The sequence below is a fragment of the Streptomyces sp. NPDC002790 genome (assembly GCF_040295505.1).
Taxonomy (GTDB): domain Bacteria; phylum Actinomycetota; class Actinomycetes; order Streptomycetales; family Streptomycetaceae; genus Streptomyces.
Genome location: NZ_JBEOVM010000071.1, coordinates 1 through 20,326, shown reverse-complemented (window position 1 = coordinate 20,326; position 20,326 = coordinate 1). Strand labels below are relative to the sequence as shown.

The 20,326-nt window shown below is 69.9% G+C and carries 18 protein-coding genes, 2 tRNA genes and 3 pseudogenes; 18 read left to right on the top strand and 5 right to left on the bottom strand.

Annotated elements, in window-relative coordinates; translation table 11 throughout:
- Positions 1–5: 5 nt before the first annotated feature.
- From ABT004_RS25685 to ABT004_RS25650, 7 genes and pseudogenes are all read left to right on the top strand, one after another.
- The gene (locus tag ABT004_RS25685; RefSeq protein WP_351341264.1) at positions 6–485 is read left to right on the top strand and encodes a TIGR02611 family protein; all 480 of its coding nucleotides are present in this window, start codon (positions 6–8) and stop codon (positions 483–485) included.
- A 75-nt stretch (positions 486–560) separates the two neighbouring features.
- Positions 561–632: transfer RNA gene (locus ABT004_RS25680), tRNA-Val, on the top strand.
- Between the two features lie 123 nt (positions 633–755).
- Positions 756–1,180, top strand: a pseudogene (locus tag ABT004_RS25675) (extracellular solute-binding protein); the annotation flags it as partial.
- Positions 1,181–1,201: 21 nt separating this feature from the next.
- A pseudogene (locus ABT004_RS25670) lies at positions 1,202–1,810 on the top strand (transposase); the annotation flags it as partial.
- Positions 1,811–2,140: 330 nt separating this feature from the next.
- Positions 2,141–2,576: pseudogene (locus ABT004_RS25660) on the top strand (exo-rhamnogalacturonan lyase family protein); the annotation flags it as partial.
- A gap of 18 nt (positions 2,577–2,594) precedes the next feature.
- Positions 2,595–3,050 carry an SRPBCC family protein gene (locus tag ABT004_RS25655; RefSeq protein WP_351341261.1) on the top strand — a complete coding sequence of 152 codons (456 nt, stop codon included), beginning with the start codon at positions 2,595–2,597 and terminating at the stop codon, positions 3,048–3,050.
- 82 nt (positions 3,051–3,132) lie between these two features.
- A tRNA-Val gene (locus ABT004_RS25650) sits at positions 3,133–3,204 on the top strand.
- A 76-nt stretch (positions 3,205–3,280) separates the two neighbouring features.
- Here the strand turns inward: ABT004_RS25650 and ABT004_RS25645 are convergent.
- Positions 3,281–4,006, bottom strand: coding sequence for a 3'-5' exonuclease (locus ABT004_RS25645; RefSeq protein WP_351341258.1), 726 nt, complete (start codon positions 4,004–4,006; stop codon positions 3,281–3,283).
- A 219-nt stretch (positions 4,007–4,225) separates the two neighbouring features.
- On the opposite strand from ABT004_RS25645, the gene ABT004_RS25640 reads away from it, so the two are divergent.
- On the top strand, positions 4,226–4,792 hold the full coding sequence (locus ABT004_RS25640; RefSeq protein ID WP_351341302.1) for a DUF4365 domain-containing protein: 567 nt from the start codon (positions 4,226–4,228) through the stop codon (positions 4,790–4,792).
- A 36-nt stretch (positions 4,793–4,828) separates the two neighbouring features.
- Entirely contained in the window at positions 4,829–6,046 is a 1,218-nt protein-coding gene (locus ABT004_RS25635) for a hypothetical protein (RefSeq protein WP_351341256.1), read from the top strand.
- On the opposite strand, the gene ABT004_RS25630 is transcribed toward ABT004_RS25635, so the two are convergent.
- On the bottom strand, positions 6,043–6,609 hold the full coding sequence (locus ABT004_RS25630) for a DinB family protein (protein ID WP_351341254.1): 567 nt from the start codon (positions 6,607–6,609) through the stop codon (positions 6,043–6,045). The genes ABT004_RS25635 and ABT004_RS25630 overlap by 4 nt on opposite strands.
- Positions 6,610–6,757: 148 nt before the next feature.
- On the opposite strand from ABT004_RS25630, the gene thrS reads away from it, so the two are divergent.
- Positions 6,758–8,737, top strand: a complete 1,980-nt coding sequence (gene thrS / locus ABT004_RS25625) for a threonine--tRNA ligase (protein WP_351341251.1) — start codon at positions 6,758–6,760, stop codon at positions 8,735–8,737.
- A 13-nt stretch (positions 8,738–8,750) separates the two neighbouring features.
- Here thrS and ABT004_RS25620 read toward each other — a convergent pair whose 3' ends face one another.
- Positions 8,751–9,443 (bottom strand): potassium channel family protein, encoded by a 693-nt coding sequence (locus ABT004_RS25620; RefSeq protein WP_351341248.1) that lies wholly within the window; start codon positions 9,441–9,443, stop codon positions 8,751–8,753.
- Positions 9,444–9,510: 67 nt separating this feature from the next.
- Here ABT004_RS25620 and ABT004_RS25615 point away from each other — a divergent pair, with 67 nt between their 5' ends.
- Positions 9,511–10,074, top strand: a complete 564-nt coding sequence (locus ABT004_RS25615; protein WP_351341245.1) for an HIT family protein — start codon at positions 9,511–9,513, stop codon at positions 10,072–10,074.
- Positions 10,075–10,083: 9 nt separating this feature from the next.
- On the opposite strand, the gene ABT004_RS25610 is transcribed toward ABT004_RS25615, so the two are convergent.
- Together ABT004_RS25610 and ABT004_RS25605 are read right to left on the bottom strand one after the other, a co-directional pair.
- The gene (locus ABT004_RS25610; RefSeq protein WP_451190010.1) at positions 10,084–11,832 is read right to left on the bottom strand and encodes an AbeC-like domain-containing protein; all 1,749 of its coding nucleotides are present in this window, start codon (positions 11,830–11,832) and stop codon (positions 10,084–10,086) included.
- Positions 11,833–12,018: 186 nt separating this feature from the next.
- The gene (locus ABT004_RS25605) at positions 12,019–14,235 is read right to left on the bottom strand and encodes an elongation factor G-like protein EF-G2 (protein ID WP_351341240.1); all 2,217 of its coding nucleotides are present in this window, start codon (positions 14,233–14,235) and stop codon (positions 12,019–12,021) included.
- 208 nt (positions 14,236–14,443) lie between these two features.
- Between ABT004_RS25605 and pgsA the strand changes: the two genes are divergently transcribed.
- From pgsA to ABT004_RS25570, 7 genes are all read left to right on the top strand, one after another.
- Positions 14,444–15,157 carry a phosphatidylinositol phosphate synthase gene (gene pgsA / locus ABT004_RS25600; RefSeq protein ID WP_351341299.1) on the top strand — a complete coding sequence of 238 codons (714 nt, stop codon included), beginning with the start codon at positions 14,444–14,446 and terminating at the stop codon, positions 15,155–15,157.
- Positions 15,154–16,068 (top strand): phosphatidylinositol mannoside acyltransferase, encoded by a 915-nt coding sequence (locus ABT004_RS25595; RefSeq protein WP_351341238.1) that lies wholly within the window; start codon positions 15,154–15,156, stop codon positions 16,066–16,068. The genes pgsA and ABT004_RS25595 overlap by 4 nt, the downstream gene beginning before the upstream one ends.
- On the top strand, positions 16,065–17,225 hold the full coding sequence (locus ABT004_RS25590; protein WP_351341235.1) for a glycosyltransferase family 4 protein: 1,161 nt from the start codon (positions 16,065–16,067) through the stop codon (positions 17,223–17,225). The genes ABT004_RS25595 and ABT004_RS25590 overlap by 4 nt, the downstream gene beginning before the upstream one ends.
- 35 nt (positions 17,226–17,260) lie before the next feature.
- Entirely contained in the window at positions 17,261–17,806 is a 546-nt protein-coding gene (locus tag ABT004_RS25585; RefSeq protein WP_351341233.1) for a LemA family protein, read from the top strand.
- Between the two features lie 108 nt (positions 17,807–17,914).
- Positions 17,915–18,814 (top strand): pyridoxal 5'-phosphate synthase lyase subunit PdxS, encoded by a 900-nt coding sequence (gene pdxS, locus ABT004_RS25580; RefSeq protein ID WP_351341230.1) that lies wholly within the window; start codon positions 17,915–17,917, stop codon positions 18,812–18,814.
- Complete coding sequence (gene pdxT / locus ABT004_RS25575) at positions 18,814–19,419, top strand: pyridoxal 5'-phosphate synthase glutaminase subunit PdxT (protein ID WP_351341227.1); 606 nt, start codon at positions 18,814–18,816, stop codon at positions 19,417–19,419. Before pdxS ends, pdxT begins: the two co-directional genes overlap by 1 nt.
- A gap of 49 nt (positions 19,420–19,468) precedes the next feature.
- Positions 19,469–20,221, top strand: coding sequence for a YebC/PmpR family DNA-binding transcriptional regulator (locus ABT004_RS25570; protein WP_351341224.1), 753 nt, complete (start codon positions 19,469–19,471; stop codon positions 20,219–20,221).
- Positions 20,222–20,326: the final 105 nt, after the last annotated feature.

The following is a 20,326-nucleotide window of genomic DNA, read 5'->3' as shown; positions in this document are numbered from 1 at the left end:
AGCACATGAATACGGGGAGTGACAAGGGGGCCAAGCAGCCCGAGGCGCCCGAGACGGCCTCCGATGCCGATGCCGATGCCGATGCCGGTGCCGGCGGCGGGGCGCCGGACGAGAAGCCGCTCGGGTCGCGGGCGCCGGGGTTCATCCAGGCCAGGAGGACACTGCACCTGAGCTGGCAGGTCGGCGTCTTCGTCGTGGGCCTCGCGGTCGTGGTGGGCGGCGTGATCATGCTTCCGCTGCCGGGTCCCGGCTGGCTGGTGATCTTCGGCGGCATGGCGATCTGGGCGACCGAGTTCGTCTGGGCGCAGTTGGTTCTGCGCTGGACGAAGCGGAAGGTCACGGAGGCGACGCAGCGCGCGCTCGACCCGAAGGTGCGGCGGCGGAACATCATCCTGACCACGATCGGCGTGGTGATCATCGCGGCGCTCGGCGGGGTCTACCTGTGGAAGTTCGGGCTCGAGATGCCTTGGAACATCAAGCAGTGACGGTGTGGTGCGCGCGAGGGGCGCGGGCGTGGTCCCAGGCACCGCCTGACATGGGGTAATGTTCTTCCTGCGTCCGGGCGATTAGCTCAGTGGGAGAGCGCTTCGTTCACACCGAAGAGGTCACTGGTTCGAACCCAGTATCGCCCACCCGGACCGAGGGCCCCGGAGACATCGAGTCTCCGGGGCCCTCGGCGTCGGTGGCGGCGCTCGGCCGGGTGCGGTGGTGACGGTGGGTCAGGGGATGCGGGGAGCGCGGACGGTCCGGCGACCCTGCGGTTCGCCTGGTGGGGCGGCGAACCGCGCGCCGTGAAAATCAAGAAGGCGATCGCGCTCTTCGAGAAGAAGAACCCGAAGATCAAAATAAAACCGGAATTCACCGATTACCAGGCATTCTGGGAGAAGTTCCAGACGCGGCCTCGGGTGGAAATCCTCCGGATGCATTCCTCAACTCCGTTGCCTTCCTTGCGAAGTACGACAAGCGCGGAGTTCTGCTCGACCTCAAGTCCCAGGTGGACGCCGGGAATCTGAGCCTGAAGAACTTCCGCGGCGGCGTCGAGACGGCCGGCCAGGTCTCCGGCGGCAAGCAGGTCGCGGTTCCGGTCGGCGCCAACACCATGTCGCTCGTCATCGACGAGAAGGCATGGGCCAAGGCGGACGTGGAGCCCAAGTTCGGCTGGACCTGGGACGATTACTTCACCTGACTGCGGAGTCGTCGCATGGCTGCTCGACGGAGTCGAGAAACGCAATCAGTTCCGAGGTGGTCCACCAGGACGGGTGAACATCGGGGGAGTCCTGGTCGGGCGTTCGTCTGTCGGACTACCGTCCGATGCCATGAAGCTGGTGGTGCAGGTGAAGGACCGCAACGGCTGCAGAAAGTCCTCTACGCGGACGTGAAGGCGACGTTCGGGCTGTCGGCGCAGCCGTTCGACGACCGGTGCCTGTCCTGGCAGTACGACGCCCGCACGGTGTCGATCTGGACGGTTGACGGCCGCATGAAGAACGTCAGGTACACCGGTTCTGCCGACCAGTTGAAGACCTTGACGTCGTTCCGCAAGGGCGAGAGCGATCCGGTCCAGCGGCACGGCACGTGGTACCTGATCGCCACCTGCGACATCCCGGATCCGGACGTGCACGAGCCGGTGGACTGGATCGGGGTGGACCGCGGCATCGTGAACCTGGCGACCACCAGCGACGGCGCCAACTACCAGGGCCGGCGCCTGACCCGCTACCGACGGTGGCAGGCCCGCAAACGCGCCGAACTCCAGAAGAAGCAGACCCGGTCGGCCACCCGCCGCCTCGCGCGGCGCAGCCAGAAGGAGCACCGGCATGCCACGTACATGAACCACAAGATCAGCAAGGAGATCGTGTCCGTCGCGCAACGCACCGGTCGCGGGGGCGCCGTCGAACAACTCGACGGGATCCGCGACCAGGTACGGCTACGACGCGACCAGACGCGACCAGAGGGACACCCTCTCCTCCCGGCCCTTCCACCAGCTCGGAGCGCACTTGAAGTACAAGGCCCGCCAGGCCGGGGTCCCGTTCCTGGAAGTGGATCCGGCCTACACCTCGCAGCGCTGCCCGCGCTGCGGACACACCGCCAAGGCCAACCGGCCCGACCGGGATCATTTCTGTTGTCATCGGTGCGGCGTCGCTGGCCGGTCGTCGGCGTCTCCCACCTGTCGGCGGTCTTCGGCCTCAACGAGCTGTGCGCGGAACTGATCGACCAGGTCGACATGCCGGAGTTCGAAGAGGCGTACTACGACTACTTCCGCTACTTCAACGCCCCGAAGGCGGAACAGAAGGCCAAGTACGGCTCGGACCTCGGCTCGCTCATCCTCTTCCAGGGCCACTCACGGCTCGACGCCTACGCCGCCTACGCACCGGCGACGACAAGCTGGCCAAGCGGGCCTGGGGAAGTTCTTCGAGAGTGACGGCTACACCGAGGCGTCGCCCTGGAAGACGGAGAAGGTGGAAGGCCCGGTGACGCTCGTCGCGGGCACGGAGGCCAACTGGGTCTACACCAACGACACGGCCCTGTACGGACTCGCCGCCATTGAGAACCTGGCGCTGGTCGGGGACAAGATGCCCTGACCCCGGCAGACTCTGGCCATGGACTGGAACCGGTACCGCTTTCGCAGCGTGTGGGAACTGCCCGCCCCGCCGGGCGCCGTGTACGCGGTGCTCGAGCGGGCCGAGGAGTATCCGCGGTGGTGGCCCCAGGTCCGCTCGGTGACGCCGCTGGACGGGAGCGCGACCAGCGGCGACGCCGTCTTCCGGTCCTTGCTCCCCTACGAGCTGCACGTCTCGGCCCGCGAGACGCGCCGCGACCCGACCGCCGGGATCCTGGAGATCGCGATGACCGGGGACCTGGAGGGCTGGGCGCGCTGGTCGCTGCGCGAGGGGGAGGGCGGCGGGACGGTCGCCGTCTACGACCAGGAGGTCGAGGTGAGCAAGCCGCTGATGCGGCGGTTCGCGGTGGTGGGGCGGCCGGTGTTCCTCGCGAACCACGCGTGGATGATGCGCGGCGGGCGGCGGGGTCTTGCCGCCTACGTGCGGCCGGTTTGAGCGCAGCCGGTTTGAACGCGACCGGTGATTGCTTCCGGTTTGAACACTGGGCGCCGCGACCTGTATTGTTCAACGCGTTCCCGGGCGATTAGCTCAGTGGGAGAGCGCTTCGTTCACACCGAAGAGGTCACTGGTTCGAACCCAGTATCGCCCACCCGGAGAAGGACCGGTCCGCCGTACAGGCGGGCCGGTTTTTCGTTTCTGCTTCCGGGGCCCCGACGGGGGAACGATCAGGCCGCCGCCGGAAGTTCCGGGCGCAGCGGCCACGCCGGGTCCACCATCTCCGGAGTGCCGCTGCGGGCGAACCAGGCCTGTAGGCCGCGGGCCTGCGCCGCGTGCCAGACCGCCTGCAAGGTGTGCAGTTCGGCGGGGGAGAGGCGCTCGAGGCGGGACGCGAACCGGCGGCCCACCTCCCGCACCACGTCGAGGGACGCCTGCGCGTCCGCCGCCGCGTCGTGCGCGCCCGCAAGCTCCACCTCGTAGTGCTCGCACAGGTCGGTCAGCGTACGGCGGCCCTTGCGGTAGCGGTCCAGGTGCTTGTCCAGGACGCGCGGGTCGATCACGCACAGGGACGCGGTCGCCAAGTAGAGGGCGAGCGACGAGGCCCGGTGCCGCTTCAACTCGCGGTCCAGCAGCGTCAGATCGAACGGGGCGTTCATCACGACCAGCGGTCGGCCCGCCGCGGCCTGCTCGGCGAGCGCACGCCCGACCTCCTCCATCACCGGCGCCGGCCAGCGCCCGTAGCGTTGCAGATGCTCGTCCGTCAGGCCGTGAATCTCGGTGGCGCCGGGCGGCACCGACACCCCGGGGTTCACCAGCCAGCGCGACACCCGTGGCCGCGTTCCCGCCGCGTCCTGCACCACGATCGCGGCGGACACGATGCGGTCGTTCTCCACGTCCACGCCGGTCGTCTCGGTGTCAAAGGCGGCCAGGGGGCCTTCGTACCAGCACGTCATGATCTCTCAACTCCTGCTTCCCGCACGGCAGATGACGTCACATCGATTGGTCGTCCCCGCCCCAAGCCGTGATACCCGCACTGTTTGCGTCGTACGCCGAGCGGTGCTGTTCGCGCTGTTTGCGTCGTACGTGCAGCGGTGACAACACAGGTACGAGTCATGGCAGTTCAGCGGGGTGCCATCGGCGTGAACCCGCTTTCCCGGAAGGTCAGTCGGCCCATGGCGCTCGCGCGGCCCGAACAAGGCGGGCTGCTGCCCGAGCGGATCGCACCGCCGCGCGGCACCCTCGCCACCACCGCCTGCATGGAGACCTTGCAGGTGGGCTATTTGCACGCCGTGGCCGCCGCCGCGGGGTGCTCGCTCTCGCAGCCCTTTCCGGACAACGGCATCGACTGGCACGTCAGTCACAGCTCACCCGGGCACGCGGTCGACGACGAGGTCACCATCAAGGTGCAGCTCAAGGCGACGTACCAGGTCGCGCCCGACCCGCCGGGTCCTTCGTTCGCCTTCACGCTCGACAACGCGCACCTGGTGAAGCTCGCCCGCACCCCGGTCTCGGTGCACAAGATCCTCGTCGTGATGCTCGTGCCGCGGTCCCAGGACGACTGGCTGCGGGCCGCCCACGACCGGCTCGATCTGCGGCACTGCTGCTACTGGATGAACCTCGCCGGACACCCGGTCACCGGCCGGCGCAGGACCACTGTGCGGGTCCCCACGGCACGGATCTTCGACGACCGCGCGCTCTGCGAGATCATGGCCAGGGTGGGCGCGGGTGGACGGCCCTGACGGTCCGACTCGGCCTGGGCCGAAGGGAGTTGTGTGATGCAGCATCGTCCGATCGAGGAACCCCTGCGGCCGCTCGGTGTGGGGCGCGGCCACCCCGTCGACCTCGTCGGACCGGAGCCGGGGCAGGTCGACCCCGCGGTGCTCGGCGCCCTGCTCGACCGGCACGGCTGGCGGCGGCGCGGCGGGGCCGCCGGGCGGTACGCGCGCTGGACGCTGCCGGGGGCCGGGAGCCGTACCAGCCTGCTCGTGCCGGAGAGCCGGGCCTTTCCGGACAGCGAGGAACTGATCGGTGAAGCGCTCGTCGCCCTTGAACGCAGCGGTACGCCGTCCGCGCGCGAGGTCCTCGTCTCGCTCGCCGTGCCCAGCGACGAGATCCGCTGGACGCGCGACGTCCCGGCGGGGCCCGCGGGCGCCCCGACCTGGCCCGCCGAGGAGCAACTGCGGGGCGCGGCGCGGCAGATGCTCCTCGCGGGCGCCCTCGCCGCGCGCGGTCGCGCCGGGTACTACGGCGCCAGGCATCGGCGGCCCGCGGCCGCGGCCCTGGAGAACGTACTGGTGCAGACGGCGTCGGGCGGGCGCCGGCTCACCGCGTTCGTGCCCGTCGCCACGGGGCGGGCGCTGGCCGTCCGGCTGCACCAGGCGCTGTACGCGGTGCGGGAGGCCATCGACTACCGGCGGGCCACCGGCGGCATGGACGCGTTCGTGAGCGCGATCGAGGCGGGCGTCAGCCATGAACTGACCGAGGCGCTCGTCGCGTTGGTGCGCGGCACCGAGGGCGCGCGCGTCGGCGTGGCCTGGGCGCCCGCCGCGGGGGTGCCGCAGGAGTGCACGGACGGCGATGCGCCCGTCGAGTTCTCACCGGGCGACCTCGACGTGCTGCGCGAGGCAGGCGCCCGCTTCCTCTACGCCGAGCCGGCCGTCTCCGTCCGCGTCACCGGCACCGTCATCCGCATGCGCAGAGCGGGGCCGCGCGGTGCGGGCACGGTGCGGCTGCGGGTCCTCGCGGGCGTCGAGGTGCCGCACGTACGGATGGCGCTGGACGAGGAGGCGTACCGGATCGCGGGGCACGCGCATCTGGTGGGCCTGCCGATCCGCGTGCACGGGCGCTTGGAGAGCCGGGGCGGATTCCGCCGCCTCACCGGCGCGACCGGTGTCGTACCCGTGCAGGTGGAGGAGGCGGAGCGGGACCGGATGATGAAGTCGCTCCAGGAGAACCTGGACTTCTTCGAGGAGGCGTGCGCGGGGGAGGACTAGTCCTGCGGGGAGCGGTGCGCGTACAGGTCTCTGAGGAGGGCGATCTCCGCGCAGTGGTGGATCATCTCGCGGTTGATGTGCAGCACCAGCGTCGCCATCTGCTCCTTGTCGAACGGGGCCTCGGCCGGGCCGCACGCGCGGTCCAGGGCCGCCTCGTCCAGGCCGCGCACGCCCGCGATCCACCGCGCGTACGCGGCGTCGAGACGGTCCAGGGCCTCCGCGGCCGTGCCCGGATAGTCGTACGACATGTAGTCCACGGGCTCCGCCCCGAAGTGCGACGCGTTCCGGGCGCCGAGCACGCCCACCAGGATGTGGCCGAGGCGCCACGCGATCGTCGTCACCGGGGTGGGGACCGGCTCCGGGTATTCGAAGTCGATCGTGAGGTCGCCGGAGCCGCCCTGGACGGCGGCGGTGCCGGTGCCGCGCGGGTGCAGCGTCCAGCAGTCCGGCACGGGCTCCCAGAAGTACTCGTCGTCGGTGAGCCCCGACAGGCGGTCGCGGAGCTGGTGTCGCCAGTGCCAGTCGAGCTGCTCGGCGAGGAGCGTGTTCCAGTCGAGTGTCATACGTCTCACGCTAGAGCCGACCACTGACAGTCGCCCGCCCGTCACGCGCTTAACCGTTTCGCGAGCGGCCCTGGTGACTCGGTACGATCGTTGCTGCGCGCGTCACAGGTAATGGCGCGGCGTTCCATCTTCAGGTAGGAGAAGTCCGGTGTCTGACGTCCGTGTGACCATCCAACGCGATTCCGAGCGGGAAGAGCGCGTGGTGACGACGGGCACTACGGCCGCCGAGATCTTCGCCGATGAGCGCAGCATCGTCGCGGCCCGCGTGGCCGGTGAGCTGAAGGACCTCGCGTACGAGGTCGCCGACGGCGAGACCGTCGAGCCCGTAGAGATCACGTCCGAGGACGGCCTGAACATCCTGCGGCACTCGACCGCGCACGTCATGGCGCAGGCCGTGCAGGAACTGTTCCCCGACGCCAAGCTCGGTATCGGCCCGCCCATCAAGGACGGCTTCTACTACGACTTCGACGTCAAGGAGCCGTTCACCCCCGAGGACATCAAGCGCATCGAGAAGAAGATGCAGGAGATCCAGAAGCGGGGGCAGCGCTTCTCGCGCCGCGTCACCAGCGACGAGGCCGCCGCCGTCGAGCTCGCCGACGAGCCGTACAAGCTGGAACTCATCGGCCTCAAGGGCAACGCGGCGCAGGCCGCCGACGGCGCGGACGCCGAGGTGGGCGGCGGTGAGCTGACCATCTACGACAACGTCGACGCCAAGACCGGGGAGCTGTGCTGGAAGGACCTCTGCCGAGGCCCGCACCTGCCCACCACCCGGAACATCCCCGCGTTCAAGCTGATGCGCTCGGCCGCCGCCTACTGGCGGGGCAGCGAGAAGAACCCGCAGCTCCAGCGCATCTACGGCACCGCGTGGCCGTCGAAGGACGAGCTGAAGGCGTACCTGGAGTTCCTCGTCGAGGCCGAGAAGCGCGACCACCGCAAGCTCGGCGCCGAGCTCGACCTGTTCTCCTTCCCGGACGAGCTGGGCCCCGGCCTCGCGGTCTTCCACCCGAAGGGTGGCGTCGTCCGTAAGGTCATGGAGGACTACTCGCGGCGCCGCCACGAGGTCTCCGGCTACGAGTTCGTGAACACCCCGCACATCTCGAAGGAGGCCCTCTTCGAGACCTCGGGGCACCTGCCGCACTACGCGGAGGGCATGTTCCCGCCCATCCAGTTCGACGAGCAGAACTACCGCCTCAAGGCGATGAACTGCCCGATGCACAACCTGATCTTCAAGTCCCGTGGCCGTTCCTACCGTGAACTGCCGCTGCGGCTCTTCGAGTTCGGCACCGTGTACCGCTACGAGAAGTCGGGCGTCGTGCACGGACTGACCCGCTCGCGCGGCTTCACGCAGGACGACTCGCACATCTACTGCACCAAGGAGCAGATGGCGGAGGAGCTCGACACGCTCCTGACCTTCGTGCTCGACCTGCTGCGCGACTACGGCCTGACCGAGTTCGAGCTGGAGCTGTCCACCCGTGACGACTCCCCGAAGTTCATCGGTACGGACGAGGACTGGGCCGAGGCCACCGAGGCGCTGCGCTCCGCCGCCGAGAAGCAGGGCCTGCCGCTCGTGCCCGACCCGGGCGGCGCCGCGTACTACGGGCCGAAGATCTCCGTGCAGGCCAAGGACGCCATCGGCCGCTCCTGGCAGATGTCGACCCTCCAGGTCGACTTCAACCAGCCGAAGCGGTTCGGCCTGGAGTACACCGCCGCGGACGGCTCGCGGCAGCAGCCCGTCATGCTGCACCGCGCCCTGTTCGGCTCGATCGAGCGGTTCTTCGGCGTCCTCCTGGAGCACTACGCGGGTGCGTTCCCGGCGTGGCTCGCCCCGGTCCAGGCCGTCGGCATCCCGATCGGCGACGGCCACGTGACGTACCTGGAGGAGTTCGCCGAGAAGGCGCGCGCCCTGGGCCTGCGCGTCGAGGTCGACAAGTCCTCGGACCGCATGCAGAAGAAGATCCGCAACCAACAGAAGGCCAAGGTGCCCTTCATGGTCATCGCGGGCGACGAGGACATGAACGCCGGTTCGGTGTCCTTCCGTTACCGCGACGGCTCGCAGGAGAACGGCATCCCGGTCGACGAGGCCATCGCGAAGATCGCGAAGGTCGTCGAGGAGCGGGCGCAGGTCTGACCCACTGACCCGGTCAGTCCGTACGGTGTGAGGCCCCTGGGGGATCCCCCGGGGGCCTCTCCGTTTCCTGGTCCCCCTCCCGCGCGAACACCTGCAGCAGCCACGAGGAGAACGAACCCGTGACCGCGCCGAGCAGGGCCAGGCCGCAGGCCATCACACCCACCGCCACGAGCCGGCCGAGCGGGGTCACCGGCGCCAGATCCCCGTAGCCGACGGTCGACAGCGTCGTGCACGTGAACCACACCGCGTCGCCGTAGGTACGAAGGTCCGCGCCGGGCGCCGTGTGCTCCTGCTGGTACAGGGCCAGCGACCCCGCGAAGCCGAGCAGCGTCACCGAGAGGCCCGCGTACGCGATCACGCGCGCGTGCAGCGAGAGCCGCGGTGCGTTCTGCCGGCGCTGCACCGCCTCGTAGGTCTGCACGAGCTGTACGGGACGCAGCAGCGGAAGCAGCAGGACCAGCGTGTCCAGCCAGTGGGTGCGGACGAAGCGCGGCCAGCGCTGTCCGCTCAGGTGCCGACGCACCACGTAGTCCACGATGAACACCGCCCACGCGGCGAGCGTGAGCACGAGGCACAGGGTGCGCAGGGCTTCGGGCAGGGCCCCGCCGAGGACCCGGACCGCGTACCCGGCGAGGTAGACGAGCGAGGCCACCGCCAGGACGATGCCGTTGCGCCGTTCCCAGCGGGCGAGTGGGGTGTCGGTCATCCCGACAGCATCGCCCGCGCCGACCTGGGGCGGTACCCGCCGACACGCCTCTGTGAGGCGACGCCATATGCTGCATTGCATGACGAGTGAGCCGGAGCAGCAGGTCGGTCCAGTGGGTGAGCCGGACGGATTCGGGCGTCTGTGGACCCCGCACCGCATCGCGTACATCCAGGGCGAGGGCAAACCGAGCGGCCCCGGGGCCGACGACGGCTGTCCCTTCTGCGCGGCTCCCGGCAAGTCCGACGAGGACGCGCTGATCGTGGCCCGCGGCAACCGCGTCTTCGCGATCCTCAACCTGTACCCGTACAACGGCGGGCACATGATGGTGCTGCCCTACCGGCACGTCGCCGACTTCACCGATCTCGACCTGGACGAGACCGCGGAGCTCGCCGACTTCACCAAGCGCGCCATGAGTGCGCTGCGCTCGGCCTCCGGTGCGCACGGCTTCAACATCGGCATGAACCAGGGCGCGGTCGCGGGCGCGGGCATCGCGGCGCATCTGCACCAGCACGTCGTTCCGCGCTGGGGCGGCGACACCAACTTCATGCCGGTCGTCGGCCACACCAAGGTGCTGCCGCAGATGCTCGCCGACACCCGCACGGCCCTGGCGAAGGCCTGGCCGAGCGAGTAGGCGAGCGTCCTACGCGTTGTACGTGTCCGCCTTACCCGGTGTCGGGTCCTGGACCGCGCCGCTGAGGAAGCCCGAGCGGTTGCCGAACTTCTCGGTGTCCACGCCGTTCTCATCGAGCACCCTGATGGCCGCCGCGTGCACCACGCGCAGCACGGGCGTCGCTGTGCGCAGCGCGTCGTCCGCCATGAAGCGGTGCCGCCACGGCTGGTCCGCCCAGGCGTGGCGCAGGCCGAACGGCTCGGGCAGCACCAGCTTGCCGCCGAGGTGGTCCAGGAGCGGCGGATACCAGGTGAAGGGGGCGCGGACCGCGATCCGGACCGCCTCGTCCGAGGTGATCAGCGGGAGCGTCTTCTCCGTGGTCTCCCAGAACCGTATGGGCTTGGAGATCTCCTTCTTCTTCGGCTCGGGCTTCGACGTGAACAGGGAGTGCACCGGACCGAGCGCGTGCCCGGTCACCTCTATCCGCAGCGTCTGGTGCAGCACCGTCACCGTGATCAGCATCGTGATCACCAACTGGCCGTCCCAGAGCGTGAACTGGACGCCCAGATAGTGGCGGCTGCCGCCGCCGAACTGCTGCTCGTTGCAGATCCGCTCTATCTCGTGCGTCCTGGTCTCGAACGCCTCCACGTTCACGCCCGAGGGGCGGGTCACGCTCTTCGCGTTCTCACCGATCGGCGAGACGATCCAGTGCTTGACCGAAGGCGTGGGGAAGCCTCCCGTGTGGATGGGCTTGCGCTCCAGGAGGCGGAGCTGGTCGTGGATCGCGCGGATCACGTCCCAGCTGCGGAACGGGTGGATGTCCTTGCCGGGCTCCTTGGACACCAGGTCCTCGGCCAGCTGCCAGCCACCCCAGCGTGTGCCCATGCCCAGGATGCCCTTGGGGCCCGCGTAGAACACCGAGTTCGAGGCCTGCTCGGCGGTCAACTTGGCGAGGTTCTGCCGCAGTTGCTCGGCCGAGGTCTCGCCGGGACTGCCGGGAACCGCCTCCGGGATCTTCGCGCCGACCCCGCCGCCGGACAGCAGCCCGCCCCACCGGTCCCGCAGGTCCCGCGCGGTGCTCTCGCAGATCCGCCGCGCCCAGAAGCCGCCGACCACGGGCGCCACGAAGGAGGCGCGCAGATACCAGGTCCAGCCGTTGCTGGACGGAAGCTTGACGAGCACGATCACGGCGGCGACGAACACCACGGCGATCACCGCCATGGTGAGGGCGGCCCGGCCGCGCGCCGCGCGTTCCCGCTTCTTGGCCTCGCGCTTCTCCTTGGCGCCCTTGCTCTCGGCCTCCTTGACCTCCTTCTCGGCCTGGGCCACCCGGATGTTGTCCCTGCGGCGGATCTCGAACGCGATCACCCAGAGCAGGAAACCGGGCAGGAACAGGAAGCCGAACACCACCGTCACCAGTGTCAGCAGGCTGTCGCGCTGGCGCCGGATCCGATTGGACGCGAGGCAGTGCTCCACGACGACCTGCGGTTCCGTGCCGAACGACTGGATGAGCGGCTTGCGGGCGCCGCCCAGCATCCGCATCTGCACCGCCCGCGCGAAGGCCTCACCGAGATTCGGCGCGAACAGTGACCACATGCCCTTCTTCATCTGGGACTTGTGCCACTCGTTGTTGGTCTCCTCGATCTTCACCGCCGGATCGTCCCGGTAGGCGGCCGAGGCGATGGCGAACGTCGCGGCGGTCTGGCCCGCGGACCCCTGCAGCGGGATCTGCGCGCCCGGTCGGAAGTCGAATACTCCGTCGGCCGAAGCCGGCTTCATCGTGTCCGCCATTGCCACCCCCATCACCGCACGCCGTCGCTGCGGCTTTTCCCGACTTGCCCGCCCCGCACACCTGTTGGGCGCGCTGTCGGCCGGAACCGGCTGATCTTCGACCAGCGTAGCGGCCGCCACCGACACCGGCCCCGAGGAACGGGAAGCCGGGGCCGGTGCGCGGCCACGGCCCGACTAGGGGACGTCCTGCGCCTGTTCGCGGATCCGCTCGCTCAGCTGGGCCGGCATCGGTTCGTGCCGGGCGTACGCGCGGCTGAAACGCGCCGTGCCGTGCGACAGCGAGCGCAGGTCCACGGCGTACCGGCCGATCTCGATCTCCGGCACCTCGGCCCTGATCAACGTCCGCCCGCCCGCTGCCTGTTCGGTGCCGACGACACGGCCCCGCCGCCCGGACAGGTCGCTCATCACGGCCCCCACGTAGTCGTCACCGACGAGGACCTCGACCTCTGCCACCGGTTCCAGGAGATGGATGCGTACATCGGCCGCCGCCTCGCGCAGCGCGAGCGCCCCCGCCGTCTGGAACGCCGCGTCGGACGAATCCACCGAGTGTGCCTTGCCGTCGAGCAGCGTCACCCGTACGTCGATGAGCGGATAACCGGCCGCGACGCCCTTCGTCGCCTGAGCCCGCACGCCCTTCTCCACGGACGGGATGAACTGCCGGGGCACCGCGCCGCCGACGACCTTGTCCACGAACTCGATTCCCGAGCCGCCGGGCAGCGGCTCCACCTCGATCTCGCAGATCGCGTACTGGCCGTGGCCACCGGACTGCTTCACGTGCCGGCCGCGCCCCGCCGATTTGCCCGCGAACGTCTCCCGAAGGGAGACCCGGTGCGCCACGACGTCGACCTGCACCCCGTACCGGCTGCGCAGCCGTTCCAGCGCGACGTCCGCGTGTGCCTCGCCGAGGCACCACAGCACCACCTGGTGCGTGTCCTGGTTCTGTTCCAGACGCATCGTCGGGTCCTCGGCGACCAGGCGCGAAAGGCCTTGCGAGAGCTTGTCCTCGTCGGCCTTGCTGTGTGCCTGGATGGCCAGCGGAAGCAGCGGATCGGGCATCTCCCACGGGGACATGAGCAGCGGCGCCTCCTTCGCCGAGAGCGTGTCCCCGGTCTCCGCCCGGCTCAGCTTCGCGACGCACGCCAGATCGCCGGCGACGCAGTGCGTCAGGGTGCGCTGCTGCTTCCCGAAGGGGGCCGAGAGCGCCCCGATCCGTTCGTCCGCCTCGTGCAGGGCGCGGGTCTCGTGCCCGTGGTCGGAGAGCCCGTGGCCCGACACGTGCACCGTCTCGTCGGGCCGCAGGGTGCCGGAGAAGACGCGGACGAGCGAGACCCGCCCCACGTACGGGTCGGACGCCGTCTTCACTACCTCCGCCACCAGTGGCCCCTGCGGGTCGCAGGCGTGGATGTCGAGCTCCTTGCCGTCGCGCCCGCGCACATCGGGAGCGGCCCGCTCCAAGGGTGTCGGGAAGCCGCCGGTGATCAGCTCGAGGAGTTCGACGGTGCCGATGCCCTGCCGTGCGTCCTCCGCCGCCGGGGCCGCCGCGAGTACCGGGTGGAAGACGCCACGCGCGACGGCCCGCTCCAGGTCGTCGATGAGCGTCTTGACGTCGATCTCCTCGCCGCCCAGGTAGCGGTCCATGAGGGTCTCGTCCTCGCTCTCGGCGATGATCCCCTCGATGAGCCGGTTGCGGGCCTCCTCGATCAACGAGGCCTGGTCGGCGCCCGGTTCCGACTCCTTGCGTTCGCCCGACGCGTAGTCGAAGAGGCGCTGCGAGAGCAGTCCGACCAGACCTGTCACGGGCGCGTGCCCGTCCGGCGCCCGTTCGCCGCGCAGCGGGAGGTACAGCGGGAGCACGGCGTCGGGGTCGTCGCCGCCGAAGATCTCCGCGCAGGTCCGCGTCACGTCCTCGAAGTCGGCGCGCGCCGCCTCCAGGTGCGTGATCACGATGGCCCGCGGCATGCCGACGGCCGCGCACTCCTCCCACACCATGCGCGTCGCGCCGGACATCGTCTCGGGCCCGTCGGCCGCAGAGACGACGAAAAGGGCCGCGTCCGCGGCCCGCAGCCCGGCCCTCAACTCCCCGACGAAATCGGCGTATCCGGGGGTGTCCAGGAGATTGATCTTGAAGCCGTCCCACTCCAGCGGGACGAGGGAGAGCTGGACCGAGCGCTGCTGGCGGTGCTCGATCTCGTCGTAGTCGGAGACGCTGGTGCCGTCCTCGACGCGCCCCGCCCTGTTCACCGCCCCCGCGGTCAGCGCGAGGGCCTCCACCAGGGTCGTCTTGCCCGAGCCGCTGTGGCCGACCAGCACCACATTCCGTACGGACGCGGGGTGGTCGGCCGTCGCTGCCCTGCCGGCGGCTCCGGGGTGTCCGTTGTTCTTGTCGCCCATGCCTTGCCTCCCGGTTGATTGCTCGGTGAGGTCCTAGGTCGTCATCGGCCTGTGGGCGCGGACACGCGAATCCGCGTGCGGAGGCGGCTTCGGCGACGCCCGCGGTGTCTTCGAGCTTTCCACTCGGGTCACTGTGCGTCCATACGTCGTACGGGATCGCACGCGCACGTGGCGGCCCGTCGGCGGTTCGGACCTGTGCGTGGCTACGATGGGCCAGCCGGTGGCCAGAGGGGCCGCGCGGCCACCGACCCTCGGGAAGGCCATGCTGAACAAGTACGCGCGTGCATTCTTTACGCGTGTCCTCACACCGTTCGCCGCGTTTCTCATCCGCCGCGGAGTCAGCCCCGACGCGGTCACGCTCCTGGGCACCGCCGGAGTCGTGGCCGGTGCGCTGGTCTTCTATCCGCGCGGTGAGTTCTTCTGGGGAACCGTCGTCATCACGCTGTTCGTCTTCTCGGACCTCGTGGACGGCAATATGGCGCGCCAGCTGGGCCGCTCCAGCCGCTGGGGCGCCTTCCTGGACTCCACGCTCGACCGCGTCGCCGACAGCGCCATCTTCGGCGGACTGGCGCTCTGGTACGCCGGAGGCGGGAACGACAGCGTCCTGTGCGCCGTGTCGATCTTCTGCCTCGCCAGCGGCCAGGTCGTGTCGTACACGAAGGCACGTGGCGAAGCGATCGGCCTGCCGGTCGCCGTGAACGGGCTCATCGAGCGCGCCGAGCGGCTCGTCATCTCGCTCGTCGCCGCGGGCTTCGCCGGGCTGCACAAATTCGGCGTGCCGGGCATCCAGTACCTGCTGCCGGTCGCCCTGTGGATCGTCGCCGTGGGCAGCCTCGTCACGCTGATCCAGCGCGTTGTCACGGTGCGCCGCGAGTCCGCCGAGGCCGACGCGGCGGCCTCCCAGGAGGGGGCCGCCTCGTGAGCGGGACGCAGGAGCGGATCACCGACGCGCTGTACGGGCTCGGCTGGGCGACCGTCAAGAAGCTTCCCGAGCCGGTCGCGCGGCGCGTCGGTCGCACCATCGCCGACGCGGCCTGGAAGAAGCGCGGCAAGGGCGTGCAGCGGCTGGAGGCCAACCTCGCGCGCGTGGTGCCCGATGCCACTCCACAGCGCCTGCAACAGCTCTCCAAGAAGGGCATGCGCTCGTACCTGCGCTACTGGATGGAGTCCTTCCGGCTCCCCGCCTGGAGCAAGGAGCGCATCCGGGAGGGCGTGTCGATCAAGGACGTCCACTACCTCACCGAGGGCCTGGACGCCGGCAAGGGTGTCGTCCTCGCGCTGCCCCACATGGGCAATTACGACCTGGCGGGCGCCTGGGTCACCACCGAGCTGGACACCCCGTTCACGACCGTCGCGGAGCGGCTCAAGCCGGAGACCCTGTACGACCGGTTCGTCGCCTACAGGGAGGGCCTCGGCATGGAGGTGCTGCCCCACACGGGCGGCGCCGCCTTCGGGACGCTCGCACGGCGGCTGCGGGCGGGCGGCCTGGTCTGCCTGGTAGCTGACCGGGACCTGTCGTCCTCCGGCGTGGAGGTCAAGTTCTTCGGCGAGACGACGCGGATGCCCGCGGGGCCCGCGATGCTCGCCCAACAGACCGGCGCGCTGCTGCTTCCGGTCACCCTCTGGTACGACGACTCGGCCATAATGCGTGGTCGCGTCCACCCACCCGTCGACGTGCCGGAGACAGGTACGCGGGCCGAGAAGACGTCTGTCATGACGCAGGCGCTGGCCGATGCCTTCGCCACAGGGATCGCGGACCATCCGGAGGACTGGCACATGCTGCAGCGCTTGTGGCTCGCCGACCTCGACCATTTCGAAGAGAGGTCGGCGTGAGGATCGGAATCGTCTGCCCGTACTCCTGGGACGTGCCGGGCGGCGTCCAGTTCCACATCCGCGATCTGGCGGAGCACCTCATCGGCCTGGGACACGAGGTCTCCGTCCTCGCCCCCGCGGACGACGAGACCCCGCTGCCGCCGTACGTCGTGTCGGCGGGCCGCGCGGTTCCCGTGCCGTACAACGGCTCGGTGGCGCGCCTGAACTTCGGCTTCCTGAGCGCCGCGCGGGTACGCCGCTGGCTGAGCGACGGCATGTTCGACGTCGTGCACATCCACGAACCGGCGTCGCCCTCGCTCGGCCTCCTGACGTGCTGGGCCGCGCAGGGCCCCATCGTCGCGACCTTCCACACGTCCAACCCGCGCTCGCGCGCCATGATCGCCGCGTATCCGATCCTGCAGCCCGCCCTGGAGAAGATCAGCGCGCGCATCGCGGTGAGCGAGTACGCGCGCCGTACGTTGGTCGAACACCTGGGCGGCGACGCGGTCGTCATCCCGAACGGTGTCGACGTCGACTTCTTCGCCCGCGCCGAGCCCAAGCCCGAGTGGCAGGGGGACACGATCGGCTTCATCGGCCGCATCGACGAGCCCCGCAAGGGCCTTCCGGTGCTCATGAAGGCGCTGCCGAAGATCCTCGCCGAGCGCCCGCGGACCCGGCTCCTGGTCGCGGGGCGGGGCGACGAGGACGAGGCGGTGGCCTCACTGCCCAAGGAGATGCGCGACCGCGTCGAGTTCCTCGGCATGGTCAGCGACGAGGACAAGGCGCGCCTGTTGGCGAGCGTCGACGTGTACGTCGCGCCCAACACCGGAGGCGAGAGTTTCGGCATCATCCTGGTGGAGGCGATGTCGGCGGGCGCGCCCGTGCTCGCCTCCGACCTGGACGCCTTCACCCAGGTCCTCGACCAGGGCGCGGCCGGTGAACTCTTCACCAACGAGGACGCGGACGCCCTCTCCGTCGCGGCCCTGCGCCTCCTGGGCGACCCGGACCGCCGCGAGGAACTGCGCGCGCGTGGCAGCAAGCACGTCCGCCGCTTCGACTGGTCCACGGTCGCCGCGGACATCCTCTCGGTCTACGAGACGGTGACCCAGGGCGCGGCCGCGGTGGCGGCGGACGAGCGGACGGGCCTCAGGGCGCGCTTCGGGCTGGCGCGGGACTGAGAGCCTGTGTCATATCCCCGGTAGCCTTGCCGCCCGTGACCGTCACCCTCATCTGGATCGCCGTAGGCCTCTTCGCGATCGGGCTCTACCTGAGCTGGACCGCAGGACGCCTCGACCGCCTGCACGCCCGGATCGACGCGGCCCGCGCCGCCCTGGACGCCCAACTCCTGCGCCGTGCCTCGGTCGCCCAGGAACTGGCCACGTCGGGTGTGCTCGACCCGGCCGCGTCGATCGTGCTGTACGAGGCGGCACACGCCGCGCGTCAGGCCGAGGAGGAGCAGCGCGAGGTGGCGGAGAGCGAGCTCAGCCAGGCGCTCAGGGCGGTCTTCAGCGAGCCCGACCAGGTCGAGGTGGTCCGCGAGGCCCCCGGCGGCGAGGAGGCCGCGGAGGAGCTCGCCCAGGCGGTCCGCCGGGTCCCCATGGCCCGCCGCTTCCACAACGACGCCGTACGCGCCGCCCGCGCGCTGCGCCGGCACCGCACGGTCCGCTGGTTCCGGCTCTCCGGGCACGCCCCGTTCCCGCTGGCCTTCGAGATGGACGACGAGCCGCCGGTGGCGCTGGCCGACCGCGCCACCAAGTAGTTCCCAGGCCAAAAGGATCCACCGGCTGTTCATTGGCCCTTGTAGTGGCCTGTTCCCCAGAGGTTTCCTCGGTACTGAAAGAGCCTTCTTCACCGAGTGAGGTCACCCGTGTCCACTTCTGAAAACACCGCCACCGGCACCGCCCGCGTCAAGCGCGGCATGGCCGAGCAGCTCAAGGGTGGCGTCATCATGGACGTCGTCACGCCCGAGCAGGCGAAGATCGCCGAGGACGCCGGCGCCGTCGCCGTGATGGCCCTGGAGCGGGTGCCCGCCGATATCCGCAAGGACGGCGGCGTGGCCCGGATGTCCGACCCGGACATGATCGAGGGCATCATCGGCGCCGTCTCGATCCCGGTCATGGCCAAGTCCCGCATCGGCCACTTCGTCGAGGCCCAGGTGCTGCAGTCGCTCGGTGTGGACTACATCGACGAGTCCGAGGTGCTCACCCCGGCGGACGAGGTCAACCACAGCGACAAGTTCGCCTTCACGACCCCCTTCGTCTGTGGCGCGACCAACCTCGGCGAGGCCCTGCGCCGCATCGCCGAGGGCGCCGCCATGATCCGTTCGAAGGGCGAGGCCGGCACCGGCAACGTCGTCGAGGCCGTGCGCCACATGCGCCAGATCAAGGGCGAGATCGCCCGCCTGCGTGGCTACGACAACAACGAGCTGTACGCCGCCGCCAAGGACCTGCGCGCCCCGTACGAGCTGGTCAAGGAGGTCGCCGAGCTCGGCAAGCTGCCGGTCGTGCTGTTCTCCGCCGGTGGCGTCGCCACCCCCGCCGACGCCGCGCTGATGCGCCAGCTCGGCGCCGAGGGCGTCTTCGTCGGCTCCGGCATCTTCAAGTCCGGCGACCCGGCCAAGCGCGCCGCCGCCATCGTGAAGGCCACCACCTTCTTCGACGACCCGAAGATCATCGCGGAGGCGTCCCGCAACCTCGGTGAGGCCATGGTCGGCATCAACTGCGACACCCTGCCCGAGGGCGAGCGCTACGCGAACCGGGGCTGGTGATGACCACTCCTGTGGTCGGAGTGCTCGCACTCCAGGGCGACGTACGGGAACACCTCGTCGCCCTGGCCATGGCGGACGCGACCGCCAGGCCGGTGCGGCGTCCCGAGGAACTGGCCGAGGTCGACGGACTCGTCGTCCCCGGTGGTGAGTCGACCACCATCTCGAAGCTGGCCCACCTCTTCGGCCTGATGGAGCCCCTTCGCGCGCGTGTGCGCGAAGGTCTGCCCGTCTACGGGTCGTGTGCCGGACTGATCATGCTCGCCGACAAGATCCTGGACCCGCGCTCGGGCCAGGAGACCATCGGCGGCATCGACATGATCGTGCGGCGCAACGCCTTCGGGCGGCAGAACGAGTCGTTCGAGGCGGCCGTCGACGTGCGGGGCGTCGAGGGCGATCCTGTGGAGGGCGTCTTCATCCGCGCTCCCTGGGTGGAGTCCGTGGGCGCCGAGGTGGAGGTGCTCGCCGAGTACGAGGGGCACATCGTCGCCGTGCGCCAGGGCGCCGCCCTCGCGACGTCCTTCCACCCCGAGCTCACGGGGGACCACAGGATCCACGCCATGTTCGTGGACATGGTGCGGGCCAAGGCGGCTTCGGGATCCTTGTAGGATCGCTGACGTTCGTTATTGAGGTGGGTTACGCGAAGGAGACAGGCAGATGTCCGGCCACTCTAAATGGGCTACGACGAAGCACAAGAAGGCCGTGGTAGACGCCAAGCGCGGCAAGCTCTTCGCGAAGCTGATCAAGAACATTGAGGTCGCGGCCCGCTCCGGCGGCATCGACCCCGATGGAAACCCGACGCTCGTCGACGCCATCCAGAAGGCCAAGAAGAGCTCGGTCCCGAACAAGAACATCGACTCCGCGGTCAAGCGCGGCGGCGGCCTCGAGGCCGGCGGCGCCGACTACGAGACGATCATGTACGAGGGCTACGGTCCGAACGGTGTCGCGGTGCTCATCGAGTGCCTCACCGACAACCGCAACCGCGCCGCCTCCGACGTGCGCGTCGCCATGACCCGCAACGGCGGCAACATGGCCGACCCGGGCTCGGTGTCGTACCTGTTCAACCGCAAGGGCGTCGTGGTCGTCCCCAAGACCGGGCTGTCCGAGGACGACGTCCTGGGCGCCGTGCTCGACGCGGGCGCCGAGGAGGTCAACGACCTGGGCGAGTCCTTCGAGGTGCTCTCCGAGGCCACCGACCTGGTCGCGGTGCGCACCGCGCTCCAGGAGGCCGGGATCGACTACGACTCGGCGGACGCCAACTTCGTCCCGACCATGCAGGTCGAGCTGGACGAGGAGGGCGCGCGCAAGATCTTCAAGCTGATCGACGCGCTCGAGGACAGCGACGACGTGCAGAACGTCTTCGCCAACTTCGACGTCTCCGACGAGGTCATGGAGAAGGTCGACGCCTGACGCGGCATCAGCAGCGGGCCGGGGAGACATGGCTCGAGGGCAACGAGATCGGCACCCACTTCAACGGGCACTTCTGCGGCGGTTCGGGCTCCGTCGGCAACTGGA